The sequence below is a fragment of the Fluviispira sanaruensis genome (assembly GCF_004295685.1).
Taxonomy (GTDB): domain Bacteria; phylum Bdellovibrionota_B; class Oligoflexia; order Silvanigrellales; family Silvanigrellaceae; genus Silvanigrella; species Silvanigrella sanaruensis.
The window spans coordinates 3,229,027-3,242,462 of record NZ_AP019368.1 but is presented as its reverse complement, the minus strand read 5'-3'; the positions used below and the strand labels follow the sequence as shown (position 1 = coordinate 3,242,462).

The 13,436-nt window shown below is 30.8% G+C and carries 16 protein-coding genes, 1 pseudogene and 1 riboswitch; of the genes and pseudogenes, 3 read left to right on the top strand and 14 right to left on the bottom strand.

Annotated features, from left to right (window positions below):
- Nucleotides 1-9: 9 nt before the first annotated feature.
- The 4 genes and pseudogenes from EZS29_RS13740 to thiC all read right to left on the bottom strand — a co-directional run.
- Nucleotides 10-777, bottom strand: coding sequence for a thiazole synthase (locus tag EZS29_RS13740; protein ID WP_130611959.1), 768 nt, complete (start codon nt 775-777; stop codon nt 10-12).
- Nucleotides 778-990, bottom strand: a complete 213-nt coding sequence (gene thiS / locus EZS29_RS13735; protein ID WP_130611957.1) for a sulfur carrier protein ThiS — start codon at nt 988-990, stop codon at nt 778-780.
- Complete coding sequence (locus EZS29_RS13730; RefSeq protein WP_172603963.1) at nt 975-2,078, bottom strand: FAD-dependent oxidoreductase; 1,104 nt, start codon at nt 2,076-2,078, stop codon at nt 975-977. The genes thiS and EZS29_RS13730 overlap by 16 nt, the downstream gene beginning before the upstream one ends.
- 42 nt (nt 2,079-2,120) lie before the next feature.
- Nucleotides 2,121-3,773 (bottom strand): annotated as a pseudogene (gene thiC, locus EZS29_RS13725) (phosphomethylpyrimidine synthase ThiC); the annotation flags it as partial.
- A 152-nt stretch (nt 3,774-3,925) separates the two neighbouring features.
- Nucleotides 3,926-4,032: riboswitch (TPP riboswitch) on the bottom strand.
- 34 nt (nt 4,033-4,066) lie between these two features.
- Here thiC and thiD point away from each other — a divergent pair.
- Nucleotides 4,067-4,891 (top strand): bifunctional hydroxymethylpyrimidine kinase/phosphomethylpyrimidine kinase, encoded by an 825-nt coding sequence (gene thiD / locus EZS29_RS13720; protein WP_216678684.1) that lies wholly within the window; start codon nt 4,067-4,069, stop codon nt 4,889-4,891.
- A gap of 42 nt (nt 4,892-4,933) precedes the next feature.
- Here thiD and hxpB read toward each other — a convergent pair whose 3' ends face one another.
- Nucleotides 4,934-5,620: a hexitol phosphatase HxpB gene (gene hxpB, locus EZS29_RS13715; RefSeq protein WP_130611950.1), complete on the bottom strand. Its 687-nt coding sequence runs from the start codon at nt 5,618-5,620 to the stop codon at nt 4,934-4,936.
- A 148-nt stretch (nt 5,621-5,768) separates the two neighbouring features.
- Here hxpB and EZS29_RS13710 point away from each other — a divergent pair, with 148 nt between their 5' ends.
- Nucleotides 5,769-6,155, top strand: coding sequence for a hypothetical protein (locus tag EZS29_RS13710; protein ID WP_130611947.1), 387 nt, complete (start codon nt 5,769-5,771; stop codon nt 6,153-6,155).
- A 172-nt stretch (nt 6,156-6,327) separates the two neighbouring features.
- On the opposite strand, the gene EZS29_RS13705 is transcribed toward EZS29_RS13710, so the two are convergent.
- The 7 genes from EZS29_RS13705 to EZS29_RS13675 all read right to left on the bottom strand — a co-directional run bounded on the left by EZS29_RS13705 (nt 6,328) and on the right by EZS29_RS13675 (nt 10,718).
- The gene (locus EZS29_RS13705) at nt 6,328-7,545 is read right to left on the bottom strand and encodes an ATP-grasp domain-containing protein (protein ID WP_130611942.1); all 1,218 of its coding nucleotides are present in this window, start codon (nt 7,543-7,545) and stop codon (nt 6,328-6,330) included.
- A gap of 279 nt (nt 7,546-7,824) precedes the next feature.
- Nucleotides 7,825-8,493 (bottom strand): hypothetical protein, encoded by a 669-nt coding sequence (locus EZS29_RS16020; protein ID WP_130611939.1) that lies wholly within the window; start codon nt 8,491-8,493, stop codon nt 7,825-7,827.
- Nucleotides 8,494-8,628: 135 nt separating this feature from the next.
- Nucleotides 8,629-9,003, bottom strand: a complete 375-nt coding sequence (locus EZS29_RS13695) for a hypothetical protein (RefSeq protein ID WP_130611936.1) — start codon at nt 9,001-9,003, stop codon at nt 8,629-8,631.
- Nucleotides 8,966-9,553 (bottom strand): hypothetical protein, encoded by a 588-nt coding sequence (locus EZS29_RS13690; RefSeq protein WP_130611933.1) that lies wholly within the window; start codon nt 9,551-9,553, stop codon nt 8,966-8,968. The genes EZS29_RS13695 and EZS29_RS13690 overlap by 38 nt, the downstream gene beginning before the upstream one ends.
- Nucleotides 9,554-9,675: 122 nt before the next feature.
- On the bottom strand, nt 9,676-9,945 hold the full coding sequence (locus tag EZS29_RS13685) for a hypothetical protein (protein WP_130611930.1): 270 nt from the start codon (nt 9,943-9,945) through the stop codon (nt 9,676-9,678).
- 155 nt (nt 9,946-10,100) lie between these two features.
- The gene (locus EZS29_RS13680; RefSeq protein ID WP_130611927.1) at nt 10,101-10,373 is read right to left on the bottom strand and encodes a hypothetical protein; all 273 of its coding nucleotides are present in this window, start codon (nt 10,371-10,373) and stop codon (nt 10,101-10,103) included.
- A 33-nt stretch (nt 10,374-10,406) separates the two neighbouring features.
- Entirely contained in the window at nt 10,407-10,718 is a 312-nt protein-coding gene (locus tag EZS29_RS13675) for a PAAR domain-containing protein (protein ID WP_130611924.1), read from the bottom strand.
- Between the two features lie 318 nt (nt 10,719-11,036).
- On the opposite strand from EZS29_RS13675, the gene EZS29_RS13670 reads away from it, so the two are divergent.
- Nucleotides 11,037-11,492, top strand: a complete 456-nt coding sequence (locus EZS29_RS13670; RefSeq protein ID WP_130611921.1) for a hypothetical protein — start codon at nt 11,037-11,039, stop codon at nt 11,490-11,492.
- Nucleotides 11,493-11,509: 17 nt separating this feature from the next.
- Here the strand turns inward: EZS29_RS13670 and EZS29_RS13665 are convergent, their stop codons facing one another.
- Together EZS29_RS13665 and EZS29_RS13660 are read right to left on the bottom strand one after the other, a co-directional pair.
- The gene (locus tag EZS29_RS13665) at nt 11,510-12,619 is read right to left on the bottom strand and encodes a hypothetical protein (RefSeq protein WP_130611918.1); all 1,110 of its coding nucleotides are present in this window, start codon (nt 12,617-12,619) and stop codon (nt 11,510-11,512) included.
- Between the two features lie 318 nt (nt 12,620-12,937).
- The gene (locus tag EZS29_RS13660) at nt 12,938-13,237 is read right to left on the bottom strand and encodes a hypothetical protein (RefSeq protein WP_130611915.1); all 300 of its coding nucleotides are present in this window, start codon (nt 13,235-13,237) and stop codon (nt 12,938-12,940) included.
- Between the last annotated feature and the right edge of the window lie 199 nt (nt 13,238-13,436).

Genomic DNA, 13,436 nt, shown 5'->3' with positions numbered 1-13,436 from the left:
TAATGTTTACTAGAATGGAATGCCAACGATGGGAGAACTCGATATGGCAAAATCGCTTTGCGGGATCATGCCACTACAATAAGCCTTTCTGCCTGCCGTTATGGCCATGGAAAATGCGGATGCCATCGCTGTAGGGTTGTGGGATTCAGCTACTGCTGTATTTAAAAGAACCGCATCCATTCCTAATTCCATGGCATAAGCTGCATGACTAGGGGCACCGATTCCTGCATCGACAATTAAGGTAACGAAAGGAAACCGTTCCCGCAAAACCTTCAAATGGAATGAATTTGTTATTCCTTTGCCAGACCCAATAGGGGCAGCCCAAGGCATAAGTACTTTACATCCAAGATTTACAAGTTCATTCGCTACAACTAGATCATCTGTCATATATGGAAAAAGTGAAAAATTATGTTTGGCAAGATGTTCTGCAGCTTTTAATAATTCATAAGGGTTTGGTTGTAAGGTTAGGCTGTCACCAAATATTTCAAGCTTTAACCAATTCGTCTCAAATAACTCTCTTGCTATATGCGCTGTTGTAATTGCATCTTTAGCAAGGTAACAGCCAGAGGTGTTTGGTAATATATTTATATTTAATGACTTTATAGTTTCCCAAAATACATTTTTTCGCTTTGAATTTGGAGATAGTCTCCGTAATGATACGGTAATCACTTCCGCTTGGGATGCCATAACTGAGTCTTTTAAAATATTCAAAGAAGGGTATTTGGCGCTTCCAATAAGAAATCGAGAACTTAACTTTTTTCCATATAAGTCTAGCATTTATCCTCCTTGAGAAGGGGTGATAATTTCAATTTCATCGTTATTTTGAAGGAATAACTCAGAATGTTTTTGTTTTGGAATAAAGACTTTATTTAATGCAATGGCAACTCCATTTGTTTTAATTTGTTCTTTTTCAAGAAGCATTTGTATACTTAACTTTTCCACATTGTAATTTTTTTTATCTCCATTTACTTTTATTAATAATTTAGCCATAATTCCTCCATAATTTTATTTTTTTCTATAGGAAAATCTAAGTTATTGTTACTTTTTCTTTCAAGGTAATTGCAAAATATATTCGCTAAGGCTGGTGAAATGGTAATCCCATTTCGATGGAGACCATTTATGTAATGAATTCCATTCTGACTAAAAAAATGGGGAGAACCATCCATAAAAGTGGGGCGCAAATTGACTCTTTGATCTAGTAAATTTGCTTCTAAAAACCCTTTATCAAAATGCGCAGCAACGCTTAAGAGTTCGAGTAAAGACTCAACTGTAATTGGTTTTAGGCATTCAGTTTCATGGCTTGTGGCACCAATGATATATTTATTATTTCCTCTTGGAACAATGTAAATGGGATAGCGTAAATGGGTAAGGCGGATGACAGAATGGATGTTTACCAAAGGTGCATGCACAATTACTAAAGATCCACGGACTCCTCTTAAACTTTCCTTACTTTTTTCAAATACATTTTTAGCACCCAATCCCATAGTATTAATGACGGTATTAAAGTAGAAATCGCCTTGATCTGTAGTAATTTTATTGTTTACATAAAATTTTACATTGTGATTATAATTAAACGAAATTTTATTCTCTTTAAAAAAGTCATTGCATTTTAAAATAAACTCCATGGGATTTAAAGTCGCTTCTTGAGGAAAATAATATCCAAAAGAATATTCTTGCGAAAACTCTCCAACGAATTCTTTTTTATTTTCATTATTGATTTTAATTGCTTCAAAATGGATATTTCTTTTTTTTAAGTGTTCAAAAAAATTCTCTAATTTATGTCTTTCTCGATATAAAGTAAGATGGGCTGTGCCTTGTCGGTTAAATAAATGGGTTGAGTTTAATGTTTTCAAAATATCAGGCCATAATTTTAATGATGTAACTCCTAATTCAAAAACAAGTTGGCTGGATTCATATGATTCTGACCAAGGTGCAAGCATGCCAGCAGCGGTAGTCGTGCATGATCCGGAAGAATTGGCATCACTTTTTTCAAAAATTGTTACTTTATATTTTCTTTTAAAAAGCTCAAGAGCTATGAGCCTACCTAGTATACCTGCACCTATAATTCCAACGCGCACTTTATTGATTCCTTTTTTATATATAATAGCTATGACTCAATTATCTTTATTTGACTCAAATATCTGTGAACTTATGCGCATGGAACAAAAACGGGGACCGCACATAGAGCAAAAGGGTGTGCGGAGGTTTTTTTCATCAGGCAAGCTTTCATTGTGATGTTTGCGGGCAGTTTCCGGATCGAGTGCTAAATGGAATTGATCGTCCCAATGAAAATGATAACGAGCGTAGGAAAGAGCGTCGTCCCAACTCCTTGCAGCTGGGTGTCCTTTAGCAAGATCAGATGCATGAGCTGCTATTTTATAGGCAATGAGACCTTGCTTTACATCATCTTTATTTGGTAATCCGAGATGTTCTTTTGGAGTAACGTAACAAAGCATTGCGCATCCATACCATCCAATCATGGCAGCACCAATTGCGCTCGTAATGTGATCATATCCAGGAGCAAAATCTGTTGTGAGAGGCCCAAGGGTATAGAATGGAGCTTCATGACAATACTCTAATTGTTTTTCCATATTTTCTTCAATGAGATGCATTGGGATATGTCCAGGTCCTTCAACCATTGTTTGAACATCGAATTTCCATGCGACTTTTGTAAGCTCACCAAGGGTTTTTAATTCTGCAAATTGAGCTTCGTCATTTGCATCTGCAATAGATCCTGGACGAAGCGCATCACCAAGGGAATAGGTGATGTCATAATGGCGCATGATTTCACAGAGCTCTTGGAAGTGAGAATAAATAAAATTTTCTTTATGGTGCGATGTGCACCATTTGGCCATGATGGCTCCGCCACGGGAAACGATTCCTGTCATCCGATTTCGTGTTAATTGAACATAAGGTAATAGAATCCCAGCGTGTACTGTAAAATAATCGACACCTTGTTCGGCTTGCTCGATAATGGTTTCTCGATAAATTTCCCAGTTTAAATCTTCAACAATACCACCTACTTTTTCTAATGCTTGGTACAATGGGACAGTGCCTACAGGTATTGGGGAATTCCTTAAAATCCATTCCCTAGTTTCTTTAATGTTTTTTCCAGTAGACAAATCCATGATGGTATCAGCACCCCATCTAAGGGACCACAATAATTTTTCAATTTCTCCTTCAATGGAAGAATTTATTGCAGAATTGCCAATGTTGGCATTAACTTTTGTTAAAAAACTCCTGCCAATAATCATGGGTTCAAGCTCTGGGTGATTAATATTTGCAGGAATGACTGCTCTTCCATTGGCAATTTCATCACGGATATATTCAGGTGTAATGACTTTAGGAATAGTAAATTTTTTATTTCTACTTTGTAACCTTTTTTCACGTTCCATATTTTCTTCAAAAAGTTTCAGATTATGGTGCGATTCTCGAATGGCAGCATATTCCATCTCTTCCGTAATGATCCCTTTTTTAGCGTATCCCATTTGGGTTATCCCTCCTTGGATTGGCTTTCTTTTTAAAAGCCAGCTTCTCCGTAAAGGAAACAAACCTTCATTGATATTTATATTCGTATCTTTATTTGAATAAGGACCAGATGAATCATATACGTAAATGCTTTTTGAAATGTCCTTTTTTCCATTCCCATTTATTTTAATTTCACGCATGGGAACTTTTAAATTTTTAAATAACTTACCTTCAAAATAAGTTTTTTTACTTTCTGGGTATTCTTTAAATATTTTTTTTGGGTCAAAAAGTTTAAAATTTTCCATAGATGGATTCCTTCTTTTACAAGAATTATTGGAAATCCAGCGGGAACTATGGAAAGAGATAATAAGATGTGTTTAATTAAAAATGCGGAAACACATCGCTTGAAAGCGATTGTGAAAAGAAAAATGTGCGGATATAAATATAAACTGTGATTAAACAAAACTTATCACTCTTCCTACGCTGGTATAATCCAGATCAGGTTCCAAGAGTCTTGCCGAAATGGCAATCTCAGCCCGATAAAGGGCACCTCTGGTGATCGTTAAACGTATAACTTTAAAATTTTAGGATGTCTACTATGCGAAATTTAGGGGAAGTGAAGATCTATTCGAGGGTGTTGAGTATTGCGGGTTCTGATTCGGGAGGGGGAGCCGGAATCCAAGCAGATTTAAAAACATTCCATGAATTCAAATGCTATGGCGCTTCAGTTATTACTGCGATAACATCGCAAAATACCATGGGTGTATTTAATATTCAGGAAATTTCGCAAAATTCAATTGCTACGCAACTTGAGTGTGTTTTAAGCGATATTGGATTTGATTCAATAAAAATCGGTATGCTATTTACAGATGATATTATTAAAATAGTTTCTGAAAAATTAGTCAAATATAAATGTAAAAATATTGTTCTAGATCCAGTGATTTTATCTAAAAATAATTTTAAACTTCTGAAAGACGATGCTCTAAATTCATTATTGAATGATTTACTTCCTTTGGCAGAAATATTAACTCCAAATTTACCCGAAGCAGAAATCTTGCTTTCAAGGAAAATAAGTTCTCTAAAAGATATGGAAAATGCTGCGATAGATCTACTTTTATTAGGACCACGTGCTGTGATTTTAAAAGGTGGTCATTTTGAAAACGGAAATAAATCATCTGATTGCATGGCTATTTCTGAAGGTAATAAAGTAAATATTATTTGGCTTGAATCTGAAAAAATTATCACAAATAATTCCCATGGAACAGGTTGTACTTTTTCTGCAGCAATTGCTGCAAATTTGGCAAAAGGAATGGACAGAGAAACTTCTTTCCAAATAGCAAAAAATTATATTTCAAAATCTATCATGAGAGGTTCATGTTACAAAATTGGAAATGGTATTGGGCCTGTTTGTCATTTTAGTTAAGAATATTTTAATTCGAGATTATTTGAGAATGAGATTAAATTTTTAATGCGAAATGATATTTAATAAATCTTCGATTTTTAAATTTTCTAAACTTGAATATTTTGCATCGCAAAAATCAAAAATTGTTTTCTGAAAGTTGTGTTCTTCAGGAACTGCTATCACTTTCATGCCCGCAGATTTGCCTGAGATTGCTCCTGTCAATGAATCTTCTATTACAATACATTGTGAAGGAAGGGCATTGAGTCGTTTGGCGGTTGCTAAATATGGTTCTGGATGAGGTTTACCATAGCTGCAATCTTCTCCAGTTTGAAAGATTTGCATGAACGAAGTTATATTTAATTTTTCACAAACGGTCTTTATTATTTTCATTGAAGAGGATGAACAAATAGCCATGGTGATTTTATTTTTTGCGAGCTCATGAATAAGATTGATAGCGCCCGGCTTTGCGAGTGCATGGTCAACAATCATTTTACAAACAATTTCTTTTACTTCATTCTCAACTTGCAGCTTCGACTTATTTGTCCATGGCTGTCTTTTAAACCAATAATCAACAGCTGCATCCATTCTATATCCAGAAGTTTGCTGACACATTGCGCGATCTAGATTTAAACCAACGCTCTTAAAGACTTCTATTTCTGCTTCTTGCCATATAGGTTCTGAGTCTATAATTACGCCATCCATATCGAAAATGACTTTTAAATTTTCTTTTAATTCATATTTAGCGGACATAAATTTCTTCCTGAGTGAGTAGTAAACGATCTGACCAATTTCTTATAGACTAAAATTATTAGAATGAAAATACTTGCCCTTTTTAAAAAAATCTGTATTAATATACTTAATTAACAATATCCTTTATATATAATTAGGATAATTAAGCATGAATAAATATAAAATAATTTTTTTCTTTTGGATAGCTATCCTCTCTCTTAGTGCATTTTCCGATGAAGCGCATATCTTATGCGTGAATAAAAAATATCAATACAATTGGCTTAGCCAAAAGGAAAACGGGTCCTGGCGAAAGACTGAAGGTTTTTTTTCAGAGACTCATTATTTTGTTTTAAACGGTGGCGCTCATTCATACTTAAAATTAAAGTTGCGCTGTTCAAAGCTTTTTCAAAATGAATACACATATGTTTTAGCTGTCAATAATGTTGGAGATAAATGGAGTTCTGTGGCTATTAATGACAGTATTATTGTTCCTGCACCTTGGGATAATCCTAAATATATTTTGGACTTCGTTTCGCTAATAAAATTACCTTTTTAAATACATTGTTGCACTTTTTATTCAAACGCTCTTGAGTGAGTCTATTTGCTGCGATTGCAGTCCAGAAAAACACGCGCGATTTAAAGCAAGAAGCAAAACCTAAAAAGGTAGTAAAAGAAGGAAGTGAAAATGATTTTTTTAAAGCAAAAGATTCATATATTATATCTATACTTTATAAATAAATTTCATAAAAGTTTTCATCTTTTTCAAGATCGCGAAGTTTTTTAACGCTATTTGTAACAACTTCAGCAGATTCATGCGCAAACATCACTATACCAGGTATATTTGAGAGATCTTTTGTAGACTGCAAATATTCATTTTCAGCAATAAAAGGAAAGAAATCAATATACCCATTTAATTTCTTAATATCATCTATGCGACCAAATATTTTAAATTTTCCTTCTTTTTGTGAAATTAGAAAAACCAGCTCTCCATATTTTTTAGGTGCATAAGTAAAATTTTTTGTTTCTTTAAATATGTTATCCAGGGTGCGGGTGATCTGATTATAACCAAAACATTCGCGCATAATTGCTTGTGATTTCCCACCATGTGGTCTGCTGCCAACTTCTATTAAAATAGGTTTTTCATCTTTATCAATCATAATTTCTACATGAGCTGGCCCGAAACAGATTCCCAAAGCTTTGATAACTTTTTTTGCGTAATTTAAAAGGATATTAAAATACTTATGCTCTGAGTCTATTAACTTTAGCGAAGAATATAGGAAATTTCCTTCGGGGCTTAATATTTTTTCGTATTCCCACAGAGCGACCAATTCGCAATGGTTATCAAGAGTGACGAGGTCGACAACAAATTCGGTGCCCGCAATGAACTCTTGCATAAGCAATTCATTGTTCCTGACGCCAATTTTATTGATTTTACCAAAATTTTTATCAATATAGTTTTTTATATCCTGCTGATTTTTACAAAAGATAACTCCATCACTGCCCGCACTTTGCGTAGGCTTTAGGACAACTGGAAAGGAAAAATGGGGAATTTCGCATGTGCTATTTTTGATGAGGAATTGATTTATGGCATTTAAGCCACAGTGCTTAATTCTTTCTTGCATTAAATATTTATTCAGTCTTTCTTTACTGAAGTCCTTATTATTTGTTTTCAACTTTAAATTTTGTGCTATTTTTTCAGCAAGTTCAACACCAATTTCACTACCTGGTAGGCAAAATAATATCTTTTCACCTTGGGTGATATCAAGAATATTTTGCAATAATGAAGAGAAATCCTCTTCCTCAGTTACATAATCGCTTAAGTGTGAGGTTTTCATAGAATTTTGAGCTCGACGCGAAAGAATAGAAATTACTTTTATTGCATAATTACGAAGTTCATTTAAATACTCTGATCCGCTTGAAAGCGGATCAACTATGATTGCATACATGTGTATTTTTCCCTACTTTTATATTGTTTAATAAAGTATTTTTTCTTTGTTTTTGTCTTAAAATGTAAGTTAATATACTGATCATAAGAAAAACTATTATTCCCGTAACAGAAAGTATGATATCTGCTGAAATCGATACAATGAGTAAGGAAGCAATAAGTGGAAAGATTGCCCTTGGCATAAATGTGAATAAATTACTCAAAGAAACCCACTTCGATATATCTTCCTGAGTTTCAAGCCCAGCAAAAATATTTTTTCTGAATGTACTGCGCAAGGAATTCAAAGTTCGAGAGAGATCACTTTATTCGCAATTAAAGTTGAATTATTTTGATTTTGTTTAGTGCTATCTTTATTAACATCTTGTTCCTTCTTAAATAATGTTAGGAAAGAAGCCATAAGTATGAAACCTAAAAAGAATAAAATTAACTTAATTGTTCCAGTCATTCCATAAATGCTAAAAACTCTCCCTCCAATTGTGTATCCGAGAAGAGTGCCGATCTGAGTCGAGACTTGACTGATAAGGCTCCCATGACTTGAAGAGATTTTTTGCCTGAGAATATTTTTTGCTATAAATCCATCTATTAGGTTATAGCTCATAAAAATAAAACTGTTATAGAATATCATTGCCCCCATAATCCAATATTTTTGAAACAGATCATTTGTATTTAAATAGAAGATTACTAAGGAAAATAAAGTTAAAATGAAAGTTTTAAGGAAGAAAAAAAGATTCGTTCTTTTCAAAAGGAAGCTTTTCATCAAGCTTGATTTTGTTTGGATAAAATAGCAAAGAAGACTTGAGATTGATAGACATATTCCTAAACTTAAAATGGAGTTGTACTTCTCTATAAGTATCCAAGTAAAGGAGACATTGACAAATCCATCTATACAAATAAAGAGAGCAAATGGAATGAGATTAAAATAAAACGCTTTATTTTTTATTTTTTTCAAAAGAAAAACCCCTAATAATATTGTTATTTATAATTATCAACTTATTTTTGAATGTCAATTATTTTATTGAATTTAAATTAATTAATAGTTATGGGAAAAATGTTTTATTTATAAATCAAATATTTTCATCTATTCTTAAGTATAATCTTCATTTTCACGTTCAATTTCTTCGAGTTCATCATTGGTTAACTTGACATGAGTTTCATCGAAATATACTTCATACTCGTAGGGGAGATCTTTTTTCTCAGCATAGGGAGGAAAGAGTTTATACAATTCTTCTGAAGTTTTATTTTTTAAGTCAAGATCGGCAATTTCATAATTTCTTAGGTTTACATTAATACGATAGTTATCATATTTTTCAAAATAAAATTCACCTTTAGTATAATTAAAAATAAGGTCAGGTGCTAAAGTTATTCTTGCTTCATAGTCTTTGAATTCAACGTTTTTAATTTTGTCACAGCCTCTATCGATGTCAAAAAGTATGAAGGCTTGGAGTTTTGCTTGCTGCATCGATCAGAAAGATTCCATTGCCGCAACTTTTAAATGAGTGAGGAGCGGCTTTGTTGACAATACCTTCAAGATAACCAATTAAAAGGGAATTGTTATTATTGGCAAAGAGAATATCTTGATATACCATTAAACCTTTAAGAATTTTTTTATTATTTAACTCTATTTGTCCAGAATAATATTCGCCTTTTTCAAAGCAACCTTTCACAATCAATTCTCCATTGGGAGTCTTGAGTTTTCTGATAATATGGCATTTGCTTTTTGGATCATAAATTTCGGTGCTTGCTGCAAAAACATTGCGGGTTTTCAGCAGAGGGTCGTTTGAGTTTAAATCAATTTTTTTATAATTAGCATAAGGCGTAAATAAGTTGTAACGCTCAAGTGAGGTCATTTTTTTCACATTTTTATAAAACGGATTTTCCTTGGCAATAAAAGGTTTATATTCTTTATTGCCTTTAGGTGGAGGTGGCAAAAGCATTTTTCCATCTTGATAGATAAAGCGAATGTTTTTTTTTAAGATTGATCTTAAATTTTTCAGCATTTTAAAATGCATTTTTCTCATCTCTAATACAAGTTTTTATCAATCCAAGTTCTACTATTTGAGGGTTTTTACGTAATGTGTCAATTATAAATTTATTCATTTCACATATAATTCCTGAAGGATAAGCTATTCTTTCACCGAATAAAAGGGGAAGTATTTGAGGTAATTTTTATGCTGATCTTGCCCACTAAAAATTTCACTTCATGGGTTAGTTTATCATTTAGATAAAACTGTGTGTAAGGATTTAAGCTTTTATCCTGACACTGTAATTTTAGAAATAATCCCGATTCCACTTCTTTTGAGGACTCAAAACAGTAAAATAAAGGCTCACCTTGTGCGCTTTTGAATTCCACAGCATTTGCTGCACTTATGAATAAGCACGTTAAAAGAACTATTTTTTTCATTTTTATTTACTCTTTTTTAAAATTTCTATTAGGTCTGCTAAACTTCTTGCCTTTTCAATTTTTTCTGGATTGTGCGCGAATTTTTTAAAATCGATTTTATCATCTATATATTTGAACATATATACGAGATAATGTTTCGTTATTGTGAAGACGCCTTATCCACAAAGATCATAATAATTTCCATCTTTATCCCAATAATCTTCAGGAACATTTTTTTTATATTTTCCTATACTCACTTCAAAAGTTCCATTTATAATTTTTCGGGTGGTTCCTAATCCATCATGTTGCATTAAGTACATAAGTTTTGTCTGCTCTTCTTCATTGAAATTTAACATCTGATTGTGCGTAAAACTTTGCATGAATTGTTTGACGTTGAATTTTCCATAGTCTGCTAAAGCCATAATCGACCAAAGTTGCTTAAAGCGCATGTCAAGGCATGCTTTTAAATAGGGATCTAAGATTCATTTTTTTACATAATTTTCTGTAAATCCATTTGGAACTCGCTCCAAAATACTCTCATTTTTTAAAACAAGAACGTTTTTATTATTTACTTTTTTGATCCATGGCTTTTTCTCTTCAAAGCTTTTTTTGCAAATAAAGGTTCTATCTTTGAGCATTTCATCTACGAGTGTGGATAAGCCATGCAATGCACAACTGACATCGTCACCTACTGTGGCAACGGGGAGAGCATTTAGAAGGACACGAGTTTGTGAGGTTTGAATAACCATACTGCCATTTTGCATACGATCAGTTTTAACAAAAATATCATTCATTTTAAGGACTAAACTCTGTATAAGAAAATTAAATATTGCAAAGTGAAAAAAGAAATATTGTTTTTTTATTAATGAAAATGAGAATGCAAATTTTTAAATAAAATTTTATTTTTTTGGTAGGCTATTAAAAATAAAAAGATAAAATTATTTGCAAAAAAATAGTTTATATAATATTTATAATATTTATTTTCTATAAAATTTTTATTTTTTGGAAAATTTATATATATTATTACTTTTTTTTAATTAAAAAATAAAATTTATTACCTAAATAGTTAAATATTTATTTGAGAGGTATCCGCATTTTAAAGGAGAATTTATTTGCAGAAATTTATTAATTGGATTTTATTATGTTTGAACTTACTTTTAACTCAGGAATTTATTTTTGCTTATGAAGCTAAAATAGCCTGCTTAGCTTCATATACTGATATAAAAGCTTTAGATGGTACAGTAAATGGGATATGGCAGCAAAACCCAAAACTCTATTTTGATTTGAGCAATGGAAATGAATTATTTGGAGCGACGCAATATATCAATTTGAGAGCTGAATGTATAAAACAGTTTGGTTACCAATATCAAGAAATTCAAGCAATTGACAAGAATAAAATTTTAAGAGATGTTGCATACTTTAAGAGTAAAATTATATATAACTCGATAAGTGATTATGAAAGAATTAAAGAGTATCTTATATATCATATTCCAGATTTTCCCGAGCCATCGAAAAAGCCAATTAAATACAATACAATGAGTATTATGTTTTATATTTTAAAAAATTGATTACATTATATAAAATATTAAATGCTATTTAATTCTTCAAATGAAAGTGCTGCTTTGAAATGAATCTTTAGTATGGGATTGTTTTTAAAACTTTTATCTAAATATTTACTATAATTTATGAAACATTTTCCGAATTTTTGAGCACTTCTTATATTTTTTGTGTGATCTTTTTTAACTTGAAAATGATCTTTTATTATGTTTAAATTTTTCGGTGAATCACACATAAAGTAAATTGTTTTTAACATAATATTTATATATTTTTGATAGTCTTCCTCGCTAAATCTATTTGAAAAAAACATTTTTTTCATTGCAAATGAATCAACATATTTATTGCTGTCTTCGCCGTAAAATACATTGTCATTAGAGAAAAATGATATATCTCCGCCCTCGAGATTATATATAAATTCTGTTACAGGAAAAGACAATTTTGACCCGTCCGTAATATCAACTTTTAAGTTTTGCTCATTCAATAAATTATTTAAATGCTCGGTCAACTCATCAATTTTTTTCATATGTGGGACAGAATCTTCTCGTAAATTTCTAAAATAATCATGATTATTTTTTTGAATTGCTTTTTCGATTTTGTTTTTCAATAATAAATAATCTTCATAATTTTCTTTTGTTTTTTTAATATTTAAGATTTGATTTTTTTTGTTATCTGGCATGCTAGTATGATATGCGCTTTGTGAGAGATTATTTGCTTTGTTCATCAAAATATATAGCAAAGTTCTGAAAGGTGAAGCGGGCATTGTATTGACTGAATCAGGGAGATTTGTTGTAAATTCACATTTTTTTATAGAAAATATTGCTTTTTTACTTTTTATATTTCCTTCTATTTCATAAAAACAATCTCCGAATTTATTATTTATTTCGATTAAAAACTCATTATAATAATTCTGGTATGCATTATTGGGCTCATTTTGAGCAATTTCCTCTTCTCTGTTTGCATTTATGAAGATATTTTTTTCGCTATCAGAATTTGATTTTATATTTTCTATTTCTAGACTTGATGCTATATTTTTGGTATTATCTGAATTTATTTGAGTGATAATTACATAGGCTATCGATGCGATTACGAAGGATATTAAAAAGAAAAAAACTTTTTTGAGAAAATTTAAAAACTTCATTGATGAGGATCTCCTTTCATAAGAAAACTCAGCTTCATAATAAATATTTTTGTAAATTAAGCAAGTTTACTAATATTAATAACCAGTATGCTTTGGTAAGCTATTCTCAGGAAAAATTATTATTGTAATGAAACATCGATTTTGTGAAGATTATTTCAGCAGAATATAATTATTAAGTTTGATATTAAATAATGAGATTTTCTATGTTATATAACGTTAAAATGTTTGTAAATTATTATTTATATAGACATATTTTTACTTAAAGTAGACTGATCTAAAATTTTTAAAAATAAATTATTTAGATAAATAAATCAATTTTTATAATTTATTTTCTGAATTTTGTTGCTCTATTTTCAATAAAGTAGTGGAAATTTTTTTTAAAATTTCATTTTGTTCACTGATTTTATAATAAATTTCTTTATTTAAACTGCCATTTGGATCATTTGAAAATTTTAGATCTAATAGATCTTTGTTAATATTAGCTAATATGACTAACTCATTCATTGAAGAAGACATTAAAACTTTTTTGATATCTACATCTTTACCAATTGCTGAATATGAATTTAAAAATTGGAATGTGCAAAAATAAAATAGAATTTTTTTAAAAAAAAGTTTCACTTGAACTCCTTTTGTTAAATAATTGTGTTTATACTTTAGAAATTTTTACCATTACCATTTTTAGATGTCAAGCTCAATTACCAAAATATGGTAATATATTAACGTTCTATTTTTGTTCAAAAGCTTTTATATTTTTAAATATTTTTTTATTTCTTTATTTTTATAAATTTTTAATAATTTTTTGATCCCTAAAATTCTA

Bases quoted from the DNA above. Each gene is read 5' to 3' on its own strand.
- EZS29_RS13740 (WP_130611959.1), bottom strand. From the start codon at position 777: ATGCTAGACTTATATGGAAAAAAGTTAAGTTCTCGATTTCTTATTGGA.
- thiS (WP_130611957.1), bottom strand. From the start codon at position 990: ATGGCTAAATTATTAATAAAAGTAAATGGAGATAAAAAAAATTACAAT.
- thiD (WP_216678684.1), top strand. From the start codon at position 4,067: ATGCGAAATTTAGGGGAAGTGAAGATCTATTCGAGGGTGTTGAGTATT.
- hxpB (WP_130611950.1), bottom strand. From the start codon at position 5,620: ATGTCCGCTAAATATGAATTAAAAGAAAATTTAAAAGTCATTTTCGAT.
- EZS29_RS13710 (WP_130611947.1), top strand. From the start codon at position 5,769: ATGAATAAATATAAAATAATTTTTTTCTTTTGGATAGCTATCCTCTCT.
- EZS29_RS13705 (WP_130611942.1), bottom strand. From the start codon at position 7,545: ATGTATGCAATCATAGTTGATCCGCTTTCAAGCGGATCAGAGTATTTA.
- EZS29_RS13695 (WP_130611936.1), bottom strand. From the start codon at position 9,003: ATGCAGCAAGCAAAACTCCAAGCCTTCATACTTTTTGACATCGATAGA.
- EZS29_RS13690 (WP_130611933.1), bottom strand. From the start codon at position 9,553: ATGCATTTTAAAATGCTGAAAAATTTAAGATCAATCTTAAAAAAAAAC.
- EZS29_RS13685 (WP_130611930.1), bottom strand. From the start codon at position 9,945: ATGAAAAAAATAGTTCTTTTAACGTGCTTATTCATAAGTGCAGCAAAT.
- EZS29_RS13680 (WP_130611927.1), bottom strand. From the start codon at position 10,373: ATGCGCTTTAAGCAACTTTGGTCGATTATGGCTTTAGCAGACTATGGA.
- EZS29_RS13675 (WP_130611924.1), bottom strand. From the start codon at position 10,718: ATGAATGATATTTTTGTTAAAACTGATCGTATGCAAAATGGCAGTATG.
- EZS29_RS13665 (WP_130611918.1), bottom strand. From the start codon at position 12,619: ATGAAGTTTTTAAATTTTCTCAAAAAAGTTTTTTTCTTTTTAATATCC.